This window comes from Microbispora bryophytorum (genome assembly GCF_006874465.1).
Classification (GTDB): domain Bacteria; phylum Actinomycetota; class Actinomycetes; order Streptosporangiales; family Streptosporangiaceae; genus Microbispora; species Microbispora bryophytorum.
Window position 1 is genome coordinate 138,102 of sequence record NZ_VIRL01000008.1, and the last position, 23,566, is coordinate 161,667.

A 23,566-nucleotide genomic window follows, 5' to 3' on the forward strand; every position below is an offset into this window, starting at 1 on the left:
GCAGGACTCCCCCGGTTCGCCCCTACCAGGTCTCCTGGGTGCCCCCGGTATCGAGACCCGACTACAGAGCCAGGCGCAGAGAAGGCCGGTACTCCGTTCCGGGAGGAGTACCGGCCTTCCTAGTGCGACATCACTTGTTGGTCATGATGACTACCCAACGAGGGGGACCGGCGTAAGCCTTCCCCATCTCGTCTGAGCAACCCTGGTCACAGCCGCAGCCCGGAATCACCATTTCGCACCTTCCTAAAGGTTTCGCATCTTGTCACTCTCAGTGTGAGTCCCTCGCACTGCCGGTCAAGGGAGATTAATCTCCCTCGCATGCCAGAACTTCACATCGAGGCAAGGGGGCTTCAGATCGGGGACGACATCGAACTTTCAAGGACGACCCCGAATAACCTCTTGGTGGACCGTAGTCGGCCTAGAAGTCAGGGGAGAAATTCTCGGAGTCGGCCAATTCACGCACATGGGAGCAACGGTCCTCGCGGAATGCATCCGCGAGGTTGGGCCAATAGATCTCGGCTTGGACGAGACGCACTGGCGTAACTTCGTTCTTCGCGCCGGACTCAACGAGGACACTCCGAAGATTCGCGTCACCGAGAAGAATCGAATCATCAGGAACCACAGCATCAAGGTTCGCAGAGCGGATGAATCCGGAGACTCCAAAAGTCTTGGATGGAAGATGAAGAACGCCGGCTGACGGCCCCCAGAAGCAACTCGTAGACCTGGACGGCGCGGTATCCCCTCTAGGGCCTGTGACCTATCTCACCGAGACCTATTTCGAACCCTCAGCGCGGGAGCAGCTCTTCCGCGCCGGCGCCGACGGCTGCCCAGTCGGTTGCCGGTTCGCGTTGTAAGCGTTGCGCCAGCCATGTCGCTCGATTGACGTGCTCGGCGCGGAGTGCATCCAGGTCCAACCGGACACCGCTCGGTGGCCCTGTCCGCTCCAATGCTCTGATTCTCCGCTTCATGGCGGTCATGAGCTCAAGGTCGAGTTGCTGGACGGCGGCGAGGAACGATTCGGTCGGGATTTCGACCTGACCGGCCGGGTCAGCTGTGAACCGGATGTCGCCATCGTCGTCATGCCGCCAGGTCACTGTCACCATGTCGAAATCGTCGCCGACGGTACGCCAAGCCCTGACGCGGGGCGGTTGTCGGATGTAGCCGAGATCCAAGGCATGCTCGGCGTGCCACTCCGCGGCAATCATGGCTGCATCGCTGTCCATCGGCCGCCAGGAGTCGGGGTCGCTGGCCACGAAATCCAGGAGGTCGGTTGGCACCGGTTGGAGGACAGTGGGTGTCATCTCGTTGATGTCTTCCCATAGCCGAGCCACGTAGTAGTCGACATATTGGCGCTGCACGGCAGGATGGTCGGTTCGATGATGCTGAAGCGTTTCCGGTGAGTAGCGCAGCAACTCGTTGACCGGCCAGTTCTATCCAGTACCAGCCATCGGTTAGTCCAAACCAGTGCAGGTGACGATCCTCACGGCCCCAGGGGGAAACCTGGCCCAGTGGTGTCAACGCAAAGCGGAACCTGATCACCGAGCGCATGTTAGCTGCTCGGTGGACGTGTCTTCGATCCAGCGGTGCTCGGTATTACTTTTAATCAGGCAACGGCAACAGGTGTTCGAGCCAGGCCCGGTGTGGTGTCTACCTGCTCCGGAGCGTCCATCGTCGTCCGCGAGTGCCCCCGATGTGCCCCGAGCAGGAGTTGATCCGGGAGTCGGCCCGGCTCAGAGGGGCGGAAGGTGGACGAGCCGGCCTGTAGGCCGGGTTCTGTGATCAGCCACAAGGACTGACCGGCGGCCATCCATCTAGGACCGCCGTTGCCGGCGGCCTCAAGCGGTCTACCCGCGCGGCTCGGGCGGGCAGCCCTCAAACGTCGCGCGCGGGACGTTCCGGAGAACGTCCCTTCTTGACCTTGCTCCGGGTGGGGTTTACCGAGCCGCCCACGTCACCGTGGGCGCTGGTGGTCTCTTACACCACCGTTTCACCCTTACCCCCGCGAAGGGGGCGGTCTGTTTTCTGTGGCACTGTCCCGCGGGTCACCCCGGGTCGGCGTTACCGACCACCCTGCCCTGTGGAGCCCGGACCTTCCTCGGCAGGGCCGTGAGGCCCTGACGCGGCCGCCCGGCCGGCTCGTCCACCGTGAAGGTAAGCCTAGCGGCTTCCGAATCATTCCCCTGCCCGGCCGGAGGTCATGTGAAAACTCTCTGAGTTCTCCCGCCGGGCGGGAGCGTGAGACGACGCCGGCGCAGGTCGGGGGCGAACCGCTCACAGGAACCGCACAGATCCTCTCAGAGGTCGCGCAGACCGGTGGGCGAGCCTGCCTCCCATGATTGAGTTACGGCAGCTCACCAAGAGGTACGGCGAGGTCGCCGTCGTGGACGGCCTCAGCTTCGACGTACGGCCGGGCGTCGTCACCGGCTTCCTCGGGCCGAACGGCGCGGGCAAGACGAGCACGATGCGGATGATCCTCGGGCTCGACAGGCCGACGAGCGGGAGCGCGACGATCGGGGGGCGGCGCTACGCCGACCTGCCCGTACCCCTGCGGGAGGTGGGGGCGCTGCTCGACGCGCACGCCGTGCACCCGCGCAGGACCGCGTTCGACCACCTGCTCTCCCTGGCGTACGGCAACGGCATCGGACGGCGGCGGGTCGAGGAGGTGCTCGGGCTCGTGGGCCTGGCCGACGTGGCGGGACGGCGTCCCGGCGGGTTCTCCCTGGGGATGAAGCAGCGGCTCGGCATCGCGGTGGCGCTGCTGGGCGATCCCCCGGTGGTCCTGCTCGACGAGCCCGTCAACGGTCTGGACCCCGAGGGCATCCGCTGGATCCGCACGCTGACGCGGAGCCTGGCCGCCGAGGGCAGAACCATCCTGCTGTCCAGCCACCTGATGAGTGAGATGGCCCTCACCGCCGACCACCTCGTCGTCATCGGCCGGGGGCGGCTGATCGCCGACACCGGGCTGGAGACGTTCGTCCAGTCGGCCGCGCGGCAGGGGGTGCTCGTCCGCACCCCCGACGCGCGGCGGCTCGCCTCGCTGCTCCGGGAGTCCGGCGCCACCGTGCGGCCGGGCGCCGACGGCGGCCTGCTGGTGACCGTGATGTCCAGTGCCGAGGTCGGCGCTCTCGCCGCCGCTCACGGAATCGTCCTGCACGAGCTCACGCCTCGGCGAGCCTCTCTGGAGGAGGCCTATCTGGAGCTGACCGGCGACAGCGTCGAGTTCGCCACGAGTGCCGCCGGGGTCGTGTCATGACCGCGTACGGCGTGCTGCGCTCGGAGTGGGTGAAGTTCCGCAGCGTCCGGGCCATGCTCGGCTGCCTGGCCGGGGCTGTGGTGGCGGCGGGATCGTACGGCTATCTGTTCGGCATGGCGGCCGCACGCGAGTATCTCGGCGCGTCGGCCGCGGACCGGGCGGCCTTCGACCCCACGGAGACGGCCTTCCGCGCTCTCGTGCTGGCAGGGGTGCTCGTCAGCGCGGTCGGCGTACTGGCCGTGACCACCGAGTACGCCGCGGGAACGATGCCGGTGAGCATCACCGCCCTGCCGAGACGCGGGCTCCTCCTCCTCGGCAAGGGGGCCGTCGTCGCGCTGACCACGCTCCTCATCGGGCCGCCGCTGGCGCTCCTGTCGTTCACGCTCAGTCAGGCGGCGCTGGCCGCGCAGGGCCTGCCGAGCGCCGGAGCCGGTGATCCGGGCGTGCCCGCGGCGCTGCTGGGCGCGGGCCTGTTCACCGGCCTGATCGGGCTGTACGGAATGGCGCTCGGGTTCCTGCTGCGCAGGTCGGCGGGGGCCATCTCGCTCGGGACGTTCCTTCTGATCCTGCCGGGCATGGCGAGCCTGTTCCCGAAGCCGGTGGCCAGGTGGATCGTCACCTGGTGGCCGAGCGCGGCGGGCGCACGGATCTTCGCGGTCCATCCCGGCACCGAGCTGCTCGCGCCGCTCGCGGGCGCCGGTGTGCTCGCCGCCACCGTGCTCGTCCTGCTCTGCGCCGCCGTCGCCGTCTTCCAGCGGCGGGACGCGTGATGGCGGGCGCCCGGGCCCTGGCGTACCAGACCACGTGCGGAATCGGCGCGGCCCTGCTGGGCTTCGCGGCGATGGCCGTCGTCGCGGCGCTCGGCGTCGCGGGCGCGGGCGCCCTCGTCCTGGTCCTCGCCCTGCTTCACGGCCGGCCACGCCCGGCGTCCGCAGCCGTGGCACCTGGGGTGGACACGGCGCAGGCGGTGGAAACTGCGCAGGCGGTGGACACGGCGGACGCGGGGCGGCCTTCGCCGGCCGCGGCGCAGGCGATCCGGATCGTGTCGTCCCTGGTCGCCTGCCTCGCGCTGCTCGCGCTGACCGCGGCGGCGGCTCGGGGCACCGTCGTGCTGGGTACGGGCGGGCTCCGGGCGGCTTTCGAGCCGCGGGCGCAGAGCGTGGCGGCCGGCGGTCTCGTCCGCGTCGGCCTGGTGCTGCTGATCTGCCCGGCGCTCACGCGCCTCACTCCGACACGGCCCGCCGTACGGGCCGCCGTACGGGCCATGCTGGGTGTGTGGGCGGGAGTCGCGCTGGTGGCGACGCTGCTGGGCGTCGCGGCGGCGCTCCCGGCCCTGCCGGGGGCGGGCCTCGCCGTGCTGGGCGCGCCCAACGCCGCCTTCGGGGCTCTGTCGGCCACCGCCGGATCCTCCTCCGCGTCCGGGCCGGGAGAGACGATCTCGGGCCTCACGGCCCTGATGCCCGGACTCGCCCTGAGGCCCCCGGGTGCGGGCGGTGCGGCGTGGACCGGCACACCTGTGCCTCAAACCGGGGGCGCATGGGTCTGGGGAGTATGGGCCGGGGGCGCCGCCCTGGCCGTGCTCGCGGGAGTGCTCGCCGCCATGCTCACGCCCGCCTCCGCGTACCGTACGCCGCGCACGGCGGTGTACGCGGCGATGTGGACGGGGCTGGTCGTCGCCGTCGCGGTCCCCGTCCTGGCGGCGCTCAGCGCGGTGTCCCTGGATGTGACCGCCACGCTGCAGGGGCGTGTCCTGCCCGTCGCGCGCCTCGGAAGCGACCCCTGGGAGGCGGCCTGGCGGGCGGTGCTCCTGATGGTGCCGCCCGCGGCGCTTCTCGCGGCCTCGGGGGCCGCGCTCGCCGGGCGGGTGCGGGTGCTCGCCGCGTACCGGCCTGTACGCCGGGCTTAGCACCGCGTACCTATTCTTCCGCTGATCGGCGAAGGGAGGCCGGGGTGGACGGGTGGCATCTGCTGGTGGTCGACGACGAACCCGTGGTGCGGGAACTGCTGGCGGCCACGCTGCGCTTCGCGGGATACGAGGTGACCTCGGCCGCCACCGGGTCGCAGGCCCTGGAGATCGCGCGGGACACGCCGCCCTGCCTCGTGCTCCTCGACGTCATGCTGCCCGACATGGATGGTTTCGAGGTCATGCGCCGTCTCCGGAAGCTTCCCCGCCGACTGTCCGGCGGCCGTCCCGATCAGGTGCCTGTGCTGTTCCTGACCGCGCGCGACACCACGCAGGACAAGATCAACGGGCTGCGTCTGGGCGGCGACGACTACGTGACCAAGCCGTTCGACCTGGAGGAGCTGCTCGCCCGGATCGAGGCCGTGCTCAGGCGCGCCGGGGCCGCCCCCGAGGACCGCACGCTGCGGGTGGCCGACCTCGAACTCGATCCGGAGGGCCTTCAGGTGCTTCGGGCGGGCACTCCCGTGCGGCTGTCGCCGACCGAGTTCCGCCTGCTCCACTATCTGGTGCTCAACGCCGGGAGGGTGGTGTCCAAGGCGCAGATCCTGGAGCACGTCTGGCGGTACGACTTCGCCGGGGACTCCAGCATCGTGGACACGTACGTGAGCTATGTGCGCCGCAAGGTCGACAGAACCGGGCCCAAGCTGATCCACACCATGCACGGGATCGGATACGTGCTGCGCGGGCCGCGCTCATGACGGCGCGCACGAGCCGTCCGGCACCGCGCCCGCGTGGCCTGTCAGCGGGCTTACGCGACCTGTCACCGCGCCCGCGCGGCCGGTGGCCGCGCTCAGGCGGCCTGTCGCTGCGTGGGCGGCTTCTGCTCACCACCATGGCCCTGCTCACGGCCGGGCTCGCGATCAGCGGCGCGGTCGCGGTCGCCACGCTGCGGGCCCACCTCATCGAACGCGTGGACCGGCAGCTCACCCCGATGGCCACGGTCCTGGCGCGGGTCCCCGCCCTGCTGGTCGCCGTGCCGGCCGCGCCGCAGAGCCGCCAGCTGCTGGGCGCCCTGCCCGGCATGGACCTGATCGACCAGGTGTACGTCGCGTACCTGCGCGCCGACGGCACCGTCGAGCAGGAGGGCGATCCGTGGCCGCGGGACGGGCAACAGGACGGGCAACGGAGTGGGGGCCTGTCACTCCCCCGGCTCGACACCGCCGCGGTCGAGCGGCGTGCCGGGCGGCCGTTCGACGCGACCGGCCCAGGCGGCAGGTGGCGGGTCGTCGCCGTCCCGCGGCCCGCCTCGGCGACGGCGCCCGCCGCCGCGTCCGGCAGCGTCGTCGTGGCGGCGTCGCTCGGCGGCGTGAGGTCCACCGTCGGCCGCCTGACGACGGTCTGCGCGGCGACCGCGGCGGCGCTCGTGACGTCGCTCGCCGTCATCGGATGGTTCGCCGTACGGCGGGGGTTGCGGCCGTTGCGGCGTATCGAGGAGACCGCCGCGGCCATAGCCGGGGGCGACCTGTCGCGGCGCGTCCCCGCGTTGGCCTCGCCCCGGACCGAGGTCGGCCGGCTGGGGGCCGCCCTGAACGTCATGCTCGGCCAGCTGGAGGCGGCCTTCGCCGAGCGGGAGCGGGCGCAGGCCCGGATGCGCCGCTTCGTCGCGGACGCCAGCCACGAGTTGCGCACTCCGCTCTTCGGCATCAAGGGGTTCGCCGAACTGCACCGGATGGGCGGGCTGCCCGACGCCGATCTCACCCTCGGCCGCATCGAGAGCGAGGCGGGGCGCCTGGTCCGGCTCGTGGAGGACCTGCTCCTGCTGGCCCGCCTGGACGAGGGCGAGGACGCCCTGCCCATGGACTTCGCGCCCATGGACCTGCGGACGCTCGCCGCCGACGCCCACAACGACCTGCGCGCGCTGGACCCCGGACGGGAGGTCACGCTGACCGGGCCGGACGGCGGGCCACCGGGTGCGGCGCCGGTTCACGGCGACGAGGCGCGGCTGCGCCAGATGGTCTCCAACCTGGTGGGAAACGCCGTCGCCCACACCCCGCCGGGCACGCCGGTGCGGATCGGCGTCGGCACGGCCGGCGGGGGCGGGGTCCTGGTGATCGCCGACGAGGGGCCCGGGATGCCCGCGGAGGAGGCCACCCGGGTGTTCGACCGTTTCTACCGGGTGGACGGCTCACGCACCCGCACCGGCGCCGGAGGCGCCGGGCTGGGCCTGGCCATCGTCCGGTCGATCGTCGCCGCGCACGGGGGCACGGTGGAGCTGCGGACACGGCCCGGCGAGGGGGCCGCCTTCCGCGTCGTCCTGCCCTGCACGCCACTGTCTCCACACGGCCAGACCGGGCCGGACACGACCTAGCTTCGCGTGACGTCCCTGACGAACACGACCCCGTCGTAGGCGGCGAGGTGGGCCGGGTCCAGCGCGGAGTAGCCGAACCAGGGAGACTCGCGGGGGGCGGGCCGCGCGTCGCCGAGGGCGGCGGCCAGGCGGCGGGCGTCGACGACGTAGCGGTCCTCGGGGATCGCGTAAAGGAGCCCTTCGAGCGTGTCCGGGGGCGGCGCGTCCACTCCCTGGTGCCGGATCGTGCCGACCGCCGTGGCCAGGAAGGCGTATCCCTCACCCAGGTGGGCGCTCGCGATCGCACCGGAGCTCCACCATTCGAACGGCGTGCCGCCCAACCGCATCGTGCTCTTGCTCCGCTGGAAATGCGCGTTGTGGGCGTGGACCAGGGCCGGGCCCCGCTCGGCGGCGGCGAGGAGATTGGCGGCGATCATCGAACTGCGCAGGCCCAGCAGGCGCGGCATGCGGCCCGGTGACGTGTCGGCCATCCAGTGGTGGTAGCGCAGCAGGCCGGTGGCGGCACGCCCGTACAGGTGCGCCCGGTCCCAGTCGTCCCCGGAGGACACCGCGACCAGGTGCGGCGTCTCCGCGTCGAGCAGCGCCACGAGATCGTCGGCGAGCAGCCGCAGCTTTCCGGCCTCGGCCGACTGCCCCACGGATTGGGACGGGTCCATCATCGTGGCGGGATTGGCCCAGCGGCCGTCGGGGCCGAGCAGGCGGTCGAGTGTTTCCGCATCACAGGGGAGCAGGTCCGCGTCCACCCGGGCCGCGAGGTAGCCGTGCAGAGCGGTGAGGGCCTGCCGCGGGCTCGCGGCGTGGCTCATCTCCAGCGGACCGTCGAGACCGGCGAAGCGCAGCCGCTCGGCCACGGGCCGGCCCTCGTTGTAGGCGCGCATCCAGCGCACGAGCTCCCGGTTGGCCGCGGACGCGCCCCAGCCGTGGCTGAATCCGCGCTCCATGACCTCGTCGAGGGAGCCCGTGCCCGAGGTGACGTAGTCGTCCACGACCAGGCCCATCAGGCAGTCGCTCTCGATCCCGATCGTCCGGTAGCCCTCCTGCTCGACGAGCTGCCGGAAGAGCTCGTTGCGCACGTCGAGCAGGAGGTCCTCACCGTGGGTGGGCTCGCCCAGCGCGAGCAGCCGCGGCCGGGCCGGAAGCAGCCTCATGACGGAGGCGGCCTCGACGGGACGGACGGTGTCCTTGATGCCGGTATCCATACCTTCAACGGTATCGTTGAAGTATTTCGTGGAGACTTAACCGTTAAAACGCCAGAACGATAGAGAGAAACCCTCAATTGGCGACTTCAAGCGCCCCGGCGGCGGGTGCGGCTTGCCCGGGTGGGAAAACGCCGACGCCGCGGGGGCACGGCTAAGCGTGCGGCCCCGCGGCGTGTCGCCTCGGCAGAGAGCGGGCCTCTCAGTGGAAAGCGCGGCGCCCTGTCAGAGGGCACCCTGTGAGAACAGCGCCCTAGGAGCAGCGCCCTGTAAGAGGGCCCTGTGAGAGCGGCGCCTTGTGAGCGGCGTCAGGAAAGGTGGGCGGTGTCGTTGAGCGCCCGTACGACGGCGGGCCCGTCGGCGTAGTAGTCGATCGCCGACAGACAGGCCAGGTCGAGATGCATCCGATAGAGGGCCTCCGGCGGAGCGCCCAGCGCGAGGCGGACGAGCATCTTGATCGGGGTCACATGGGAGACCACGACCACGCTGCGGCCTTCGTGGGCCTTCACGATGCGGTCCCTCGCCTGCTCGACCCTGAGAGCGGTCGACGCGAAGCTCTCCCCGCCGGGCGGCGCGACGTCGGGGTCGGCCAGCCAGGCCGCCAGTTCGCGGGGCCAGCGCTGCTGGATCTCGGCGAACGTGTGCCCCTCCCACTCGCCGAAGTCGGTCTCGCGGAGGTCGTGGTCGACCAGCACCGCCAAACCCGTCCGGGCGGCCACCGCCTCCGCCGTCTGCCGGGCGCGCGCGAGCGGGGAGGCGACGATCACCTCGACCTCGTACGGCTGCCGCGACAGGCGCAGGGCGGCGGCCTCGGCCTGCGCGAGCCCCGTCCGGGTGAGCGACGGGTCGCCCAGCCCCGAGAACCGCTTGTCCACCGACAGCGGGGTCTGCCCGTGCCTGAGCAGGAGCAGGGACGTGGCGACGCGCGTGGCCCGGGGCATCCACCCATGCCCGCGCCTGTCGTGGGACGTGGCCGTTCCGGCCGCCGCGTCCGCGCCTCCGCCGGCGGTCCCCGCACCGGTCGCGCCGGAGGTCCCCGCGCGCTCACCGGCGGTTTCCCCGACGGCGGCGACCGGAGCCCGGGCGGCGAGAGCAGGGGCACCGAGAGTAGGGGCACCGAGAGCACGGGCGCCGGGATCGGCGTCGAACAGCGAGGGCGCGTCGATGTTGGGCGGCTCCGCGCCGGGCTCGACGGCCGGGGCGGAGTCCGGCGCCGAGGTGAGCGCGCTCGCCCGCCAGGTCTCCCCCCGGGCCGCCGCGTCCATCGCCTCGTTGGCGAGCCGGTCGGCGTGGCTGTTGCGCTCGCGCGGAATCCACGTCCAGGTGACCCGGAACCGCCGGGCCAGGCCCGCCGCCTCCAGGGCGAGCGGCCGCAGGCCCTCGTGCTTGACCTTCCACCGGCCGGCCATCTGCTCGATGACCAGCTTGGAGTCCATCCGCACCTCGACCTGAGCGCCCTCCGCGCCGAGCGCGAGCAGCGCACGGAGCCCGGCGATCAGGCCGCGGTATTCGGCCACGTTGTTGGTCGCGGTGCCGATCGACTCGGCGGCCTCGGCGAGCACCCGCCCGGCCTCGTCCTTGACCACCGCGCCGTACCCGGCCGGGCCCGGATTGCCCCGCGACCCCCCGTCGGCCTCGACGGTGAACTCCACGGCGACCGTCACAGACCCGACTCGCCCGTACGGACCAGGATGCGGCGGCACTCCTCGCAGCGGACCACCTCGTCGTGGGCGGCGGCCCGGATCCGGTTGAGGTCGGCGATCGACAGGGTCGTGCGGCAGCCGAGGCACCGGCCGCCGTGCAGCATGGCGGCGCCGATGCCGCTCTGCTCGCGCATCTTCTCGTACAGCCCGAGCAGGTCGGCGGGGACGTCGGCGGTGATCACGGACCGGCCGGAGGTCAGCTCGCCGGCCTCCTTGTCGATCTCCGCGAACGCCGCGTCCCTGCGGTCCTCGGCGGCGCGCAGCGTGCCGGTCACCTCTTCGCGCTCCGCCTTGAGCGCGGCGACCCGGGCGTCGGCCGCCTCCCGGCGCTCCATGATCTCCAGCACGATCTCCTCCAGGTCCGACTGCCTGCGCCGCAGCGAGACGATCTCGGACTGGAGGCTCGCCAGGTCCTTCGGCGAGGAGACCTGCCCGGAGTCGAGGCGCTTGGTGTCGCGCTCGACCCGGACGCGTACGGCGTCCACGTCCGACTCGGCCTTGGCCTGGTCGCGGGCGAGGTCGCCGGCCTCGGTCTCGGCGGCGATGATCTGCGTGGAGACCTGGGCCAGCCTCTTGGACAGCTCGTCGATCTCGGCGAGCTCCGGCAGGCTGCGGCGACGATGCCGCAACCGGTCGAGGCCGGTGTCGAGCTCAGCGAGATCGAGCAGACGCTTCTGTGCTTCCGGTGCGGCCTTCATCCCAAATCCCTCAAGATGCTCGGGGGTCCAAGTCGGTGGTCGTCGCCGTCCAGGCGTCCGTGACGGCGTCTGAGACGCGCGCCTCAACAGTAATGCCCCTGGCCGCCAATGCTGACGTCAGACGCCGGGCGGCGTCCGCGAGCCACGGCCATTCGGTGGCCCAGTGGGAGGCGTCGACCAGCGCCGGCCCGTCCGCCTCCATGTGCTCACTCGCCGGATGGTGCCGCAGATCGGCCGTGAGGAAGACGTCCACGCCCGCGGCCCTGGCCGTGCCCAGCAGGGAGTCGCCCGCACCGCCGCAGACGGCGACGGTCCTCACCGGCCGGCCGGGGTCGCCCGCGACCCGCAGCGGCCCCGCCGTGCGGGGCAGGCCCGAGGCGGCCAGCGCGGCGAACTCGCGCAGCGGCATCGGGGCGGGCAGCTCTCCGATGCGGCCGAGCCCGCGGCGCGGGTCGTCGGCGGACGGCTGGAGCGGCCGCAGGTCCCCCCGCAGGCCGACGGCCCGCGCGAGCGCGTCGGAGACCCCCGGGTCGGCGACGTCGGCGTTGGTGTGCGCGGCGTAGAGCGCGGCGCCGCCGCGGATGAGCCGGTGCACGACCCGGCCCTTGAAGGTCGTGGCGGCGACGCTCGTGGTGCCGCGCAGGTAGAGCGGGTGGTGGGTGACGACGAGGCCGGCCCCCCAGCCGAGGGCCTCGTCCACGACCACGGCGACCGGGTCGACCGCGAACAGGACCTTCCGTACGGCCTGCTCCGGGTCGCCGCAGACGAGGCCGACCGCGTCCCAGGACTCGGCCCACGAGGGGTCGTACAGCGCCTCCAGGCACTCGACCACCTCGGCGAGGGTGCAGGAGATCGATTCCACCCGCGCACACTACAGCCTGCTGGCGGAACGACCCGGGAAGAGTAACGTCCCATTTGACGCCCCACCGCCAGGAAGGATCCCCAGCGTGCCCGTTGATCAGCAGAGCCTGCACGTCAGCTCCGTGGTCGCCGACACCCACAACGACCTGCTCATGGCCGTCTCCGCCCGGCCGCCCGCGACATGGGCCTCATTCTTCCGCGAGCGGTGGCTCCCCCAGCTCGTCGAGGGCGGGGTCGACGTGCAGGTGCTGCCCGTGTTCGTGGAGAGCCAGTTCCGCCCGGAGGGCGCGCTGCGCCAGACCCTGCGGATGATCGAGTGCGCCCACGTGCTGGCCGAGGGCAACCCCGGCACGGTGGCGCTGTGTCAGGACGGGCAGCAGATCGACGCGGCCCTCGCCGCCGGGAAGATCGCCCTGGTGCCGGCCCTGGAGAGCATGCCGGGGATCGACGAGAGCGTCGAGCTGATCCCGACCCTGCACCGCCTCGGAGTCCGCGTTGCCTCGATCGCCCACTGGGGCCGTACGGCTCTCGCCGACGGCAGCGGCCAGGACGGCACCGGCTCCAGGCTCACCAGTCACGGGGTCGAGGCGCTGGCTGAGATGGAGCGGCTCGGCATGCTCTTCGACGTCTCGCACCTTGGCGCCACGGGCGTCGGGCACGTGCTGGAGATCGCGACCCGGCCCGTCATCGCGACCCACTCCTCCGCGCGGGCCCTGCGCGACCACCACAGGAACCTCACCGACGAGCAGCTCAGGGGCATCGCCGCGGGCGGCGGCGTCGTCTGTGTGAACTTCCTCGCCGCCTTCCTCACCGAGGACGCCCGCTCGGCCACGATCGACCACCTCGTGGACCACATCGAGCACGTCGCGGGCGTCGCCGGCATCGACCACGTCGGCCTCGGCCCCGACTTCATGCGCGAGGTGAACGAGGACCTCACCCCGCCGTGCTGCGAGGGCTTCAGCTACTCCGGGATCGACGCCGACGCCGCGATCCCGGGGCTGGAGGGCCCGCGCGGCCTGCCGCTGGTGACCGACGCGCTAGTCAAGCGGGGCTTCTCCGACGAGGAGATCCAGAAGATCCTGGGCGCCAACGTGATGCGCCTGTTCCGCGCCGAGCTGGGCCGCCCGGCTCATGACCTCGCTCACGCCCCGGCCCGGGAGCGGCCCGAGCCGGAACGGCCACGGCCGTGAATCCGGAGGCCATGCTGGCCGACCTGGAGGAGCTGGTGCTCTGCGAGTCGTATTCCGCCGACCACGAGGCCGTGGCGCGCAGCGCCCGCGTCGTGGGGGCGCTGGGCCGCAGGCTGCTGGGGGCCGAGCCGGAGACCCTGGTGATCGACGGGGTGACCCATCTGCGCTGGTCGTTCGGCCCGCCGCGGGCCCTGCTGCTGGGCCACCACGACACCGTCTGGCCGGTCGGCACGCTGCGCGAGCACCCCTGGTCGGTGCGGGACGGGGTCGCGCGGGGGCCCGGCGTGTTCGACATGAAGGCCGGCCTCGTTCAGCTCTTCCACGCGGTCGCGTCGCTGCCGTCGCCCGAGGGTCTGACCGTGCTCGTCGTCGGGGACGAGGAGCTCGGCTCACCGACCTCCCGCCCCCTGATCGAGTCGATCGCGTCGCGGTGCGCCGCCGCGTTCGTGCTGGAGGCCAGCGCGGACGGCGGCGCGCTGAAGACGGCGCGCAAGGGCATCTCGCGGTATGAGCTGACCGTGCACGGCCGGGCCGCGCACGCCGGCCTCGAACCCGAGCGGGGGGCCAACGCCGGCATCGAGCTGGCCCACCAGGTGCTGGCCATCGCGGGCATCGCGGCCCGGGTCGAGTCGTCGTCCAGGGCGGGGGCGACGTCGGTGACCCCCACCATGCTGACCGCGGGGACGAGCACCAACACGGTGCCGGCCCGGGGCCGGGTGGCGGTCGACGTCCGCGTGCCCGACCGGGCGGCGCAGCGCCGGGTGGACGAGCTGATGCGCGCGCTGGCCCCGCGCACGCCGGGCGTCCGGCTGGAGCTGCGCGGCGGGCCGAACCGCCCGCCCCTCGATGCCGCCGCCTCCGCCGGGCTCTTCGACGTCGCCGTACGGCTCGCGGCCGAGCTGGGCATGGCGCCGCTGCGCGGGGCGGCCGTCGGCGGCGGCTCCGACGGCAACTTCACCGCGGGCGTCGGCTGCCCCACGCTCGACGGCCTGGGCGCGGTGGGCGGCGGCGCGCACGCCGCCGAGGAGCACGTCCTGGTCGCCGAGATGCCGGTCCGCGCCCGTCTGGTCGCGGCCCTGGCCGCGTACGTGCTGTCGGGCGGGCCGATCGGCCTCGGCGACGACGTCGGCCCCATGGCGGGAGACACGAGGCGGACCGCCCGGGAGACCGCGTGAACCCGGAAGAGCGCGTGGGCGCCGGGGACCCGGGGAACCACGTCGTCGCGTGGGACCAGGCGGCCGGGGCCGCCGCGCGGCGCGGCCTGCGGATCGCCGAGTTGCGCACGGTCGCCGAGTTCGAGCGGGTGGTCCGGCTGTTCGACGTCATCTGGCGCCCCGAGCCATGGAACCCTCCGATCACGGCGGAGCTCATGCGGGCGCTGACCCACGCGGGCGGATATGTCGCCGGGGCGTTCGACGGCGCGGAACTCGTCGGGGCCGCCGTCGCCTTCCTCGCGGCGCCCGCGGGGCAGGCGCTGCACTCGCACGTGACCGGCGCCGTGCGGCCCGGCGCCGGGTTCGCGCTCAAGCTGCACCAGCGGGCCTGGGCCCTGGAGCGCGGGCTGAGCCGGATCACCTGGACCTTCGATCCCCTCGTGCGGCGCAACGCCCACTTCAACCTGGCCAAACTGGCCGCCCTGCCGGAGGAGTACCTGCCCGACTTCTACGGTCCGATGGGCGACGCGGTCAACGCCGGCGACGAGTCCGACCGCGTCCTCGCGGTGTGGCGGCTGGACGACCCGCGGGTGGCGCGGGCGTGCGACGGCCTGCCGCACCGGCCCGCGGGCGCGGACGGCGCGGTGGCCGTGCTCGCCGAGCGGGACGGGTGCCCGGAGTTCCTGCCCGCGGACGGCCCGGCGGTGCTCGTCGCCGTGCCCGCGGACGTGGAGACCCTGCGCCGCGCCGCCCCGGAAAGGGCCAAGGCCTGGCGGCACGCCGTACGCGAGGTGCTGGGCGGGCTGATGGCGCAGGGCCGTCCGGTGACGGGCTTCGCCGGCGGCTGCTACGTCGTCGAACGGCGCTCCCCCGCCCCCGGATGAGATCTGCGGCGTGACCGGGGCGCAGGGTACGGGGCCGGAATGGGTAGAGACCGGACAGCGGCGTCCCGGCCACGGCGGCGATCACCGGCAGAGGTAACGTGCCAAGTGAGCCGGGTGGGGACACGCGACGGCGGCCACGAGGCCTTATTGATCATCTGATTACCGGGGGGAATCAGGTGAGCGGGTGGCGGGGATCCTCGGTGCGGATCCGCTTGACGGTGCTGGCGAGCACGGTGATGGCGCTGCTGTGCGCCGTCGCCGTGCTGCTGGTCCTCGGCGTCCTGCACGGCACCGCCCAGCGGTACAGGACCGACGAGATCACCACCACCGCCGTACGCCTCGCCTACCAGGCCAAGCGCGACCGGCTGCCTCCGGTGCTGCTGGACCAGCGCGTGGCCGGCGTGCAGGTGATCGACCACAACGGCCGGATCGTCTCCGTCAGCGACACCCTGATGGGCCGCCCGCGCATGGCCGCGTTCCGGCCGGAGCTGACGACTCCGGAGACGAGCAAGGTGCTGTGCACGTCCCCGGCGTTCCCGGACCGGTGCATGGTCGTCGTCGCGTTCCGCTTCCACAACACCGGCGGTCTGTGGACGATCTACGCGGCCGAGGACACCGTGCCGCCGTATGTCAACGGCCCGCTGCTGGCGGCGCTCCTCGGCGGCTCGCTCCTGCTGGTCGGGCTGACCGCGCTCGGCACCTACCAGACCGTGCGCAAGGCGCTCGGCCCGGTGGAGGCGATCACGAGCAAGCTGGCCAGGATCACCGCGACCGACCTGAGCCAGCGCGTGCCGGTGTCGAAGTATCACGACGAGATCCAGCGGCTCGCCGAGACCGCCAACCAGACCCTGGACCGGGCGGAGACGGCCGTCGAGCGGCAGCGGCGTTTCGCCTCCGACGCCTCCCACGACCTGCGCAGCCCGCTGACCGCGATGCGTACGGAGATCGAGGAGGCGTTGCTGCACAGTGAGGACGCCGACTGGCCGGCCACCGGGCGCGCCCTGCTGAGCAGTTGCGACCGCCTGCAGGCGCTGGTGACCGACCTGCTCCAGCTCGCGCGCCTCGACGCCGGCGCCTCACCCCGGCGCGAGCCCTCCGACCTCGGCGGCCTCGTCGCCCGTGAGCTCGATCGCAGGTCGCGCAAGGTGGAGGTGGTGCGGCACCTGACGCCGGGAGTGGTCGTCGTCGTCGACCGGCTGGCCCTGGCCCGCCTGCTCAACAACCTCCTCGACAACGGCGAGCGGCACGCGGTGTCCATGCTCTCGGTGACCGTGCGGCGGGAGGGCGGCAAGGGCGTGCTTGAGGTGCTCGACGACGGCGCGGGAATCCCGCCCGACAAGCGGGAGCTGGTCTTCCAGCGCTTCGCCCGGCTCGACGACGGCCGGTCGAAGGACGCCGGCGGCACCGGGCTCGGACTGTCCATCGCCCGTCAGATCGCCCAGGCGCACGGGGGGACGCTCACGATCGAGGACAGCGACAAGGGCGCCCGCTTCGTGCTGCGGCTCCCGCTCGCGCCCCCGCGCTGACCGGTCACTCCTCCTCGGGTACGACGATCACGGTGGGCACCGGGGTGCGCAGGGCCTCGGCGACCGCGTCCTCCAGCTCGCCCGGCGTCTTGACGGCACGGCCCCGCGCGCCGTACGCGACGGCGAGTGCGGGGAAGTCCGGCGCGTGCAGGTCCACGGCGACCGGCCGCATGCCCCGCTCCCGCATCTCCTCGCGGATCTCCCCGAAGCCGCCGTTCGCGAAGACGACGACCGGCAGGCTCAGCTGGAGCTCCACCGCCGTGGCCAGCTCCTGCAGGCTGAACTGGAACGCCCCGTCGCCCGCCAGCGCCACCACGGGGACGCCGGGCCGGCCGAGCTTGGCCCCGATGGCGGCCGGCAGCGCGAAGCCGAGTGTGCCGAACCCGGTCGGGAACAGGAACCGGCCGGGTGGGTCCATCGGCATGCCGACGAGCGCGCCGTGGTAGACGCACATCGAGTTGTCCCCCACCACGACGCTCTCCTTGGGCAGGGCCCGGCGCAGCGCCGCGAGCTGGCCCGACCATCTGCGGGTGAGCTCGTCGAACTCCGCTCCGTGACCGATGCCGGCATCCCGCTCCCGGCGCGGACGCGGCACGACGCCCTGCCGGTCGAGCCGTTCGGCCAGCCCGCGCACGGCGAGCTCCGCGTCCGCGACGATCGCCACGTCGGCCACGTGGTCGCCGTGCATCTGCCCCGGGTCGATGTCGATGCGCACGAGGCGGCCGGACAGGGCGAACTCGTCGTCCCACAGGTCGGCCGGGCCCAGCTCGGTGCCGACGGCCAGCACGACGTCGCACGCGGCCAGCCACCGGCGGACGGCCGCCAGGTGCAGCGTGGTGCCGAGCGCCAGCGGGTGGCTCTCCGGCACGGCGCCCTTGCCGTTGACCGTGGTCACGACCCGCGCGCCGAGCCGCTCCGCCAGGCGCATCGTCAGGCGCCCCACCGGGGGCTCGTCCTCCCCCGGGGGCCGCTCACCCGGGCATTGGGCGCCGCCGCCCAGCACGAAACCCGGGCGGCGCGCCGTGCGCAGCAGCCCGGCCGCCACGTCGAGGGCCTTCGGATCGGGCTCGCGGCGAGTGATCCGGTACGGCGGGACGATCTTGACCGGGCCCTTCAGGTCGAGCAGGTCGAAGGGGATCTCGATGTGGACCGGCCGGGGGCGTCCCTCAGCGAAGCGGCCGAAGGCCCGGGCGACGGCGGCGGGGATCTCCCGCACGGTCGTCACGCGGTGGCTCCAGGCGCACAGCGCGTCGATCGCCCGCGACTGGTCCCTGCTCTCGTGCAGGTAGCCGCGGCCGTCACGGGGATGGCCGGTGGGGACGCCCGGGGAGATGAGCAGGATCGGGGAGGAGTCGGAGTACGCCTGCCCGAGTGCCGTGGCCGCGTTGACCACGCCGGGCCCGGTGGTGGTGACGACGACGCCGGGCCTGCCGGTCACCCTGGCGTACCCGTCGGCGGCGTATCCCGCGCCCTGCTCGTGCCGGGGCGTCACGCAGTGCACGCCGGCCCGGTCGAGCTCCTCGTAGATCGCGAGGTTGTGAGTGCCCGGAATGCCGAAGATCGTGTCGACGCCGTGCAGCCTCAGCGCCTCGACCAGGGCGCGCGCCCCCGTGGGCGTCGTGATCGTCCCCGGATGGGGGATCGGGTCATGGCCGTCCACTTATCACTTCCCGGGAGAGCGGAGGGGTTTCCCTTGGGTTTCCCACAATGGTTTCCCCTTCCGGGCACCGCCCTACCGTTCCGCGTGCCGGATTTTTCAGAAACGGGGGCGCGGACGCGTTCCGACCTCGTGCTCGTCCGATCCGTACGTCAGCACATTCTCAATGGACTTCACGGCCTGGCGCACCATCCGGTGCATCGCCTCGGCGGTGTGGGAGGCGATGTGCCCGGTTACCAGAAGGCGGTCGGGGAAATCCCGCCGCAATTCGCCGGCCTCCTCGCATTCCTGACCGTAGAAGCCGTCGAAGACCGCCATGCTGACGCGGCCTTTCTCCAGGCCTGCGTAGAGGGCGCCGGGACTGACGATCGCCGGGCGGGCGGTGTTGACGAGGATGGCGCCTTCCGGCATCCGGCTGATCACCGACGAATCGATCATCGATCTGGTCTCGCCGGTCTCCGGCACCATGACCACGAGGATGTCGCTGCCCGCGGCCAGGTCGAGCAGGGGCAGGTAGGAGATGCCGAGGTCCCGCTCGGCGTCCGGCCTGCGGGTGCGGCTGTAGTAGGACACTCGGACACCGAAGCCCCGGCGCAGGATCTCCGCGATCCGCCGGCCGTTCGCGCCCATGCCGATGATGCCGACGCGGCGGGCGGCGAGTTCGTGCGGCAGTTCGTCTGAGCCCTGCCAGCCGGGGACCCGCTCGCCCAGATGCCGCGGGATGCCCAGGTTGGCGTTGACGATCTGCGTGACCGTGAACGTGGCGACCGCGTCGGTGGCCGCCCCCGGCGTGTTCGTGACCGCGATGCCCAGCCGGTCGGCCGCCGCCACGTCGACGAAGTTCTCGTAGCCCACGCCGAGGAAGGCGACGACCTTCAGCGTCTTGGCCTTGCGCAGCACTCGCGCGGTCGCCCGCTCCTCGCCTCCGTGCAGGTAGGCGACCGCCCCCCGCAGTTCGCGCGCCAGCAGGTCCTCCGTCAGCGGCGACGCGGGCCGGCGCACCGTGAGCCCCTGGCCGGCGAGCGACTCCAGCAGCGCCGTGTCGATGCCGGCGCCGGTCACCAGGACCGTCCCATCCCTGCGCACCGCTCCGGTCGCCGGGCGCGGCTGAGCGGGACGATAGTCCGTTATATCCCTTGGAGCCGCAGTTTGGGACATTTCAAATATCTCTCAGACTTAGGACATATATGTCTGTTTTTCTCTGTGGTATCTCTCCAATCACGACAACCAAGCGGTGCATGAAATACCACTGCTGGTCCAGGCGACGGAGCAGGAATCCAATGGTATAAGGGTTGTGGTGGTTCCGTCTCCACCTGAATCGGAAAAGGAAACCCCTGGGGAGGGTCTGGGGACCCCGGCCTCGGTCCCGCCCGGCCACACGAGCGCGTCTTTCTCCTTGACGGCAGCACGGAGAGAGCGCACAGGACGGCGCAGTCGCAGAGAGGGCCGCGAATGAAACTCCAGCCGCGACAGCAGCTTCTGGAGCTGTGGGAGGCAGCCGCGCGCGCCTCCTACCGCGACGGCGTCTGGACCTGGGGCGGCCGGGACGGGTCGAACTCCATCTCCGACGCGGAGCAGCTTCTGTGCTTCATGTACCCGGCCTCGGAACTGCCGGGCTTCCGCCTGGACACCCCGGACGAGACGGCCGACGACGTGCTGGCCGCGCTCACGGTCCTGGGCGACTCGGTGGAGATCCCCAAGCTGCTGCTGCGCGTGATGGGCCAGTATCTGCGCACCTACACCGCCGAGGACGGGCGGCCCCTGTTCTCCGGCGGCAGCTACTTCCGGCCGTTGGACGACGAGGCGAAGGTCACCCCCGAGCAGCTCCAGCTCGACGTGGTCGACTCCTTCTCGATGTCGGTCACGCTCGCGCTCGGCACACTCGGCTTCCTGAAGGTCTTCCGCCAGAGCGTGCGGCGCGAGTCGATCCGCCGCGAGATCCGCGAGCTGGAGGACCTGGCCAGCAAACGGCTGTCGGCCGCGATGGCGGGCCTGCTGCGCAGCTTCACGGTCAACGCGTTCGACCCCGGGTCCCCGGCGGGCCGCGCGCTGCTGCGCACCGTGAACCAGACCGGCGCGCCCACCCGCCGCGTGCTCGACGACCTGCGGCGCGAGCTGCGGCCCGTACGGGCCGGCCTGCGCGACCTGACCATCGGCTCGGGCAGCCAGCTGGACCTGGACAACGAGAACCTGCTGTTCGAGTGCGGCTGGACGTGGGGCATCGTGAAGGACGCCCCCGACATCGTCACGCCTCTCGACATCGGCCCCCAGCCCAAGGGCGTGGCCGCCGACACGCCGTTCCTCTACTTCACCGTCAACGCCCTGGTCGGCATCGCCGACCTGTTCTCCGCCCGCACCCGCGTCCTGAGCCTGCTCAACGACGACCAGATCACCCTCGCCCAGGCCATCCAGCGCCGCTGGGACCTCACCCAGTCCTACTGGCGCACCATCGCGACGTACGGACGGGGCACCTGGCCGCTGGAGGACATCCCCTGGCGGACGGTCGACGAGAAGGAGTCGGACTACTACAGTCTCGGCGTCACCGCCATGGTCGTGCAGAACCTGGTCAACAACCGGGCGGCCGACGTCGACCTCGGCCGGGTCGCCGCCGTGCTGGAGGAACTGGCCGTCCGCGCCAGGATCATCCGCAGGGCGGTGCCGGGCGACCCGCCCGTGCTCATGCACTCCCCCGGTGTCCCGATCAACCTGCACGGCAGCGACTCACTCGGCCCCCACCTCGTCTGGGTCGTCTCCGACTTCGCCATCACGCTGCTGAAACGGACCATCTGGGCCGCCTCCATCGCGCAGAACACGCGGATGCGCGAGCGGCTGCTCGCACTCGCCGACCAGATCTGGCGGCACATCATGCAGCGCCGCCAGACGGACGGCCTGGCGGCCGGGCTGTGGGATCAGCCGGGCAACGTCTTCACCGACATCGAGGTGCGCGACGAGGACCCGTCCTGGTACTTCAGCGAGCGGGTCGTCGAGTTCCTCGTCTCCGCCGCGGCGTCCAGCGGGGAGCCGCCGCTGCGCAGCCCCCAGCTCGTCGAGCTCGCCCTCCAGATGCTCGGGGAGGCCGAGCACCTGCTGGACCAGGAGCTGGTCGCCCGGCCCCTGGTGGGCGGGCAGACGATCCAGCCCAAGCTGCGCTCGATCCAGGCGTCGCTGCAGCGGGCCAGGTCGATCGTCAGCGATCGGCCGGCCACCGCCCAGGCGCTGATCAACGACGCCCTGCTCGGCCTCGAACGGCTGTCCGCCGCCCGCGACAGCGCGTCGGAGGCGATCTGATGCTCATCTTCGCGATCTCCGACAAGGGCGGGACCGGGCGCTCGGTCACCGGCACCAACATCGCCTACCGCCACGCGCTGCAGGGCAACGACGTCTGCTACCTGGACTTCGACTTCGGCTCGCCGACCGCGGGGGCCATCTTCAGCGTCAGCGCGGTGGCCCGCGGCACCCGGGAGAACGGTCTGCACCACTACCTGCGGGGCGAGTGCCCGCTACCGCGGCGGGTGGACGTGTGGACCGAGTCCGACCGCGAGGGGCTGCGCGCCCGTCCGCCCGGTGCGGGGCGGCTCGTGCTGCTGCCCGGCAGCGAGGGCGGCGGCGAACTGTCGGCCCTCACCGACGAGGTCGTCGGCCGCTGCGTCCAGTTGCTCGGGCGGCTGGACGAGGAGTTCGACCTGTGCGTGGTCGACGTCAGCGCCGGCCGGTCGTTCACCGCCGAGCTGGTCCTGGCGGCGACCGTGCGGATGCCCGCGATCCCGTTCCGCTGGCTGGTCTTCCACCGCTGGACGCGTCAGCACATCATCGCCGCCGACGGGCTCGTCACCGGCGCCGACGGGCTGCTCGACGTCGGCACCAGGTTCGGCCACGACCCCGAGGACCTGCGCGACCGCATCCGCTTCGTGCGCACGGCCGTGCTCGAACCGGACGCGGCGGAGCTCGTCGGGCTGCGCGACGAGCAGCGGGCCTGGCTGAGCGCGTGCGACAGCGAGCTGCGCGAGCTGGCGGGCCGCCACGGCGTCGGCCGTACGGCCATGCTCGGCAAGATCCCGCTGGACCCGGTCCTCCAGTGGCGCGAGCAGCTCATCACCGACGAGGACGTGCTGGCCAGCAAGATCGCCAACGCGGAGACCGCCGCCGCGTTCGAGGATCTCGCCAAGAAGATCGTCGACGACAGCGCGTGGGAGGGCTTGTGACGCCGGTGCACGCGACGTTCGGCGAGGTGGCGGCCGAGCGCAGGATCGCCTCCGTTCCCCTCTCCCATGTGTCCGTCGAGCTCGGGCACCTCTACATGGAGGACTACGAGGCGGGCCCCGACCGGCTGCGCGAGCAGTTCGCCAGGGTCGCGCCGTGGCTCGCCACGGTCCGCGCCCTGTGGCGGGAGCGGGTGCCCGGGGGCCGGGCCCGGGTGAGCACCTGCTTCCTCGTGGACGACTACTTCAGCCGTTTCAGCACCCCCGCCGAGCTGCTGCCGATGGTCCTCGACGCGGCGGCCGAGCACGACCTGACCATCGACTACCTGGCCCGGGAGTCGGCCTGTGCCCACTTCGAGGACGCGCGGTCGGGCGGCGTCGAGCTCGCTCGGCTGGTGGAGGACCGGCTCGTGGACGACCCGCCGCCGGAGACCGACGGGTCCCGCCCGCCGGTGAAGGAGACGGGCTGGCTATGCAACGGCTCCCGGTCGCCCCGCACCACGCCGATGCAGGCGATGGGCAAGGCCCGGCCGTGGGAGCCGCCCGCGCAGAACGCCAAGCGCGCCCACTCGATCTTCGTGGACGTCGAGCTGTGGGACGAGAGGGGGCCCCGGCGCACCTGGTCGTGCCCCTTCCTCGCGGCCGTCTGGCAGCTCCTGCGGCTGGGGCTGCTGCGCAGCGACGGCCACGTGCCGCTCCCGCCGGTCGCCCTCGACGGCGGCTGGCCCCGCGACTGGGACGGGCTGCCCGCGGTCGTCCGGCTCAACCCCCAGGCCGCGCCGTTCAGCGCGTACACCACGCTGTCCGTCCTGTCCCCCCGGTTCCTGCCCGTCGAGCTGGCCGTACGGACGATCCTGAGCCAGGTCGCGGTGGACGACGAGGTCCTGCGGCAGGTCGCCACCCGGAGCGAGAGCGAGGGAGTCCGGCTCGAAGAGGAGCTCGTCGACCGCATCTCCTACGTCTTCATCTGAGGG

General features: G+C 72.3%; 19 protein-coding genes, 1 other RNA gene and 1 pseudogene. 12 read left to right on the forward strand and 9 right to left on the reverse strand.

The genetic code is table 11. The features are described from left to right. Positions 1-785 precede the first annotated feature (785 nt). The 3 genes and pseudogenes from FLX07_RS17095 to rnpB all read right to left on the reverse strand — a co-directional run bounded on the left by FLX07_RS17095 (position 786) and on the right by rnpB (position 2,139). Positions 786-1,412, reverse strand: coding sequence for a DUF5984 family protein (locus tag FLX07_RS17095; RefSeq protein WP_263407642.1), 627 nt, complete (start codon positions 1,410-1,412; stop codon positions 786-788). Between the two features lie 10 nt (positions 1,413-1,422). Continuing rightward, positions 1,423-1,548 (reverse strand): annotated as a pseudogene (locus FLX07_RS38865) (DUF5984 family protein); the annotation flags it as partial. A 198-nt stretch (positions 1,549-1,746) separates the two neighbouring features. Beyond that, an RNA gene (gene rnpB, locus FLX07_RS17100) (RNase P RNA component class A) lies at positions 1,747-2,139 on the reverse strand. A gap of 193 nt (positions 2,140-2,332) precedes the next feature. Between rnpB and FLX07_RS17105 the strand changes: the two genes are divergently transcribed. From FLX07_RS17105 to FLX07_RS17120, 5 genes are all read left to right on the forward strand, one after another. Next, entirely contained in the window at positions 2,333-3,253 is a 921-nt protein-coding gene (locus FLX07_RS17105; RefSeq protein WP_142571794.1) for an ABC transporter ATP-binding protein, read from the forward strand. Continuing rightward, positions 3,250-4,023: a hypothetical protein gene (locus tag FLX07_RS17110; protein ID WP_142571795.1), complete on the forward strand. Its 774-nt coding sequence runs from the start codon at positions 3,250-3,252 to the stop codon at positions 4,021-4,023. Before FLX07_RS17105 ends, FLX07_RS17110 begins: the two co-directional genes overlap by 4 nt. Then, positions 4,023-5,159: a hypothetical protein gene (locus tag FLX07_RS37790; protein ID WP_223853496.1), complete on the forward strand. Its 1,137-nt coding sequence runs from the start codon at positions 4,023-4,025 to the stop codon at positions 5,157-5,159. Before FLX07_RS17110 ends, FLX07_RS37790 begins: the two co-directional genes overlap by 1 nt. A gap of 44 nt (positions 5,160-5,203) precedes the next feature. Next, a complete protein-coding gene (locus tag FLX07_RS37795) occupies positions 5,204-5,914 on the forward strand; it encodes a response regulator transcription factor (RefSeq protein ID WP_229689804.1) in 711 nt (236 codons plus the stop codon). 134 nt (positions 5,915-6,048) lie between these two features. Then, positions 6,049-7,524, forward strand: a complete 1,476-nt coding sequence (locus FLX07_RS17120) for a sensor histidine kinase (RefSeq protein ID WP_208762247.1) — start codon at positions 6,049-6,051, stop codon at positions 7,522-7,524. Here the strand turns inward: FLX07_RS17120 and FLX07_RS17125 are convergent. The 4 genes from FLX07_RS17125 to FLX07_RS17140 form a co-directional block, all read right to left on the reverse strand. Then, complete coding sequence (locus FLX07_RS17125) at positions 7,521-8,723, reverse strand: erythromycin esterase family protein (protein ID WP_142571797.1); 1,203 nt, start codon at positions 8,721-8,723, stop codon at positions 7,521-7,523. The two genes, FLX07_RS17120 and FLX07_RS17125, sit on opposite strands and share 4 nt — an antisense overlap. A 305-nt stretch (positions 8,724-9,028) precedes the next feature. Next, entirely contained in the window at positions 9,029-10,384 is a 1,356-nt protein-coding gene (locus FLX07_RS17130) for a bifunctional RNase H/acid phosphatase (protein ID WP_167748275.1), read from the reverse strand. Beyond that, positions 10,381-11,121, reverse strand: a complete 741-nt coding sequence (locus FLX07_RS17135) for a zinc ribbon domain-containing protein (protein ID WP_142571798.1) — start codon at positions 11,119-11,121, stop codon at positions 10,381-10,383. Before FLX07_RS17135 ends, FLX07_RS17130 begins: the two co-directional genes overlap by 4 nt. Before the next feature lie 10 nt (positions 11,122-11,131). Further along, a complete protein-coding gene (locus FLX07_RS17140; RefSeq protein WP_142571799.1) occupies positions 11,132-11,983 on the reverse strand; it encodes a Nif3-like dinuclear metal center hexameric protein in 852 nt (283 codons plus the stop codon). An 85-nt stretch (positions 11,984-12,068) separates the two neighbouring features. Between FLX07_RS17140 and FLX07_RS17145 the strand changes: the two genes are divergently transcribed. The 4 genes from FLX07_RS17145 to FLX07_RS17160 all read left to right on the forward strand — a co-directional run bounded on the left by FLX07_RS17145 (position 12,069) and on the right by FLX07_RS17160 (position 16,736). Then, positions 12,069-13,172: a dipeptidase gene (locus FLX07_RS17145; RefSeq protein WP_229689805.1), complete on the forward strand. Its 1,104-nt coding sequence runs from the start codon at positions 12,069-12,071 to the stop codon at positions 13,170-13,172. Then, the gene (locus FLX07_RS17150) at positions 13,169-14,347 is read left to right on the forward strand and encodes a M20/M25/M40 family metallo-hydrolase (RefSeq protein WP_208762248.1); all 1,179 of its coding nucleotides are present in this window, start codon (positions 13,169-13,171) and stop codon (positions 14,345-14,347) included. Before FLX07_RS17145 ends, FLX07_RS17150 begins: the two co-directional genes overlap by 4 nt. Continuing rightward, positions 14,344-15,210, forward strand: a complete 867-nt coding sequence (locus tag FLX07_RS17155) for a GNAT family N-acetyltransferase (RefSeq protein WP_229689806.1) — start codon at positions 14,344-14,346, stop codon at positions 15,208-15,210. Before FLX07_RS17150 ends, FLX07_RS17155 begins: the two co-directional genes overlap by 4 nt. A gap of 200 nt (positions 15,211-15,410) precedes the next feature. After that, positions 15,411-16,736: a HAMP domain-containing sensor histidine kinase gene (locus tag FLX07_RS17160; protein ID WP_229689807.1), complete on the forward strand. Its 1,326-nt coding sequence runs from the start codon at positions 15,411-15,413 to the stop codon at positions 16,734-16,736. A gap of 4 nt (positions 16,737-16,740) precedes the next feature. Here FLX07_RS17160 and FLX07_RS17165 read toward each other — a convergent pair whose 3' ends face one another. Both FLX07_RS17165 and FLX07_RS17170 read right to left on the reverse strand, forming a co-directional pair. Continuing rightward, on the reverse strand, positions 16,741-18,396 hold the full coding sequence (locus tag FLX07_RS17165) for a thiamine pyrophosphate-binding protein (RefSeq protein ID WP_208762249.1): 1,656 nt from the start codon (positions 18,394-18,396) through the stop codon (positions 16,741-16,743). Positions 18,397-18,492: 96 nt separating this feature from the next. Further along, positions 18,493-19,479, reverse strand: coding sequence for a 2-hydroxyacid dehydrogenase (locus FLX07_RS17170; RefSeq protein ID WP_167748276.1), 987 nt, complete (start codon positions 19,477-19,479; stop codon positions 18,493-18,495). A 366-nt stretch (positions 19,480-19,845) separates the two neighbouring features. Between FLX07_RS17170 and FLX07_RS17175 the strand changes: the two genes are divergently transcribed. The 3 genes from FLX07_RS17175 to FLX07_RS17185 are packed head-to-tail and all read left to right on the forward strand — an operon-like array spanning position 19,846 to position 23,563. Beyond that, on the forward strand, positions 19,846-21,681 hold the full coding sequence (locus FLX07_RS17175) for an SCO2524 family protein (RefSeq protein ID WP_142571801.1): 1,836 nt from the start codon (positions 19,846-19,848) through the stop codon (positions 21,679-21,681). Continuing rightward, complete coding sequence (locus FLX07_RS17180; protein WP_142571802.1) at positions 21,681-22,595, forward strand: SCO2523 family variant P-loop protein; 915 nt, start codon at positions 21,681-21,683, stop codon at positions 22,593-22,595. Before FLX07_RS17175 ends, FLX07_RS17180 begins: the two co-directional genes overlap by 1 nt. Then, a complete protein-coding gene (locus FLX07_RS17185; RefSeq protein ID WP_208762250.1) occupies positions 22,592-23,563 on the forward strand; it encodes an SCO2522 family protein in 972 nt (323 codons plus the stop codon). The genes FLX07_RS17180 and FLX07_RS17185 overlap by 4 nt, the downstream gene beginning before the upstream one ends. Positions 23,564-23,566: the final 3 nt, after the last annotated feature.

Bases quoted from the DNA above. Each gene is read 5' to 3' on its own strand.
- FLX07_RS17110 (WP_142571795.1), top strand. From the start codon at position 3,250: ATGACCGCGTACGGCGTGCTGCGCTCGGAGTGGGTGAAGTTCCGCAGC.
- FLX07_RS37790 (WP_223853496.1), top strand. From the start codon at position 4,023: ATGGCGGGCGCCCGGGCCCTGGCGTACCAGACCACGTGCGGAATCGGC.
- FLX07_RS17120 (WP_208762247.1), top strand. From the start codon at position 6,049: ATGGCCCTGCTCACGGCCGGGCTCGCGATCAGCGGCGCGGTCGCGGTC.
- FLX07_RS17135 (WP_142571798.1), bottom strand. From the start codon at position 11,121: ATGAAGGCCGCACCGGAAGCACAGAAGCGTCTGCTCGATCTCGCTGAG.
- FLX07_RS17105 (WP_142571794.1), top strand. From the start codon at position 2,333: ATGATTGAGTTACGGCAGCTCACCAAGAGGTACGGCGAGGTCGCCGTC.
- FLX07_RS17180 (WP_142571802.1), top strand. From the start codon at position 21,681: ATGCTCATCTTCGCGATCTCCGACAAGGGCGGGACCGGGCGCTCGGTC.
- FLX07_RS17175 (WP_142571801.1), top strand. From the start codon at position 19,846: ATGAAACTCCAGCCGCGACAGCAGCTTCTGGAGCTGTGGGAGGCAGCC.
- FLX07_RS17125 (WP_142571797.1), bottom strand. From the start codon at position 8,723: ATGGATACCGGCATCAAGGACACCGTCCGTCCCGTCGAGGCCGCCTCC.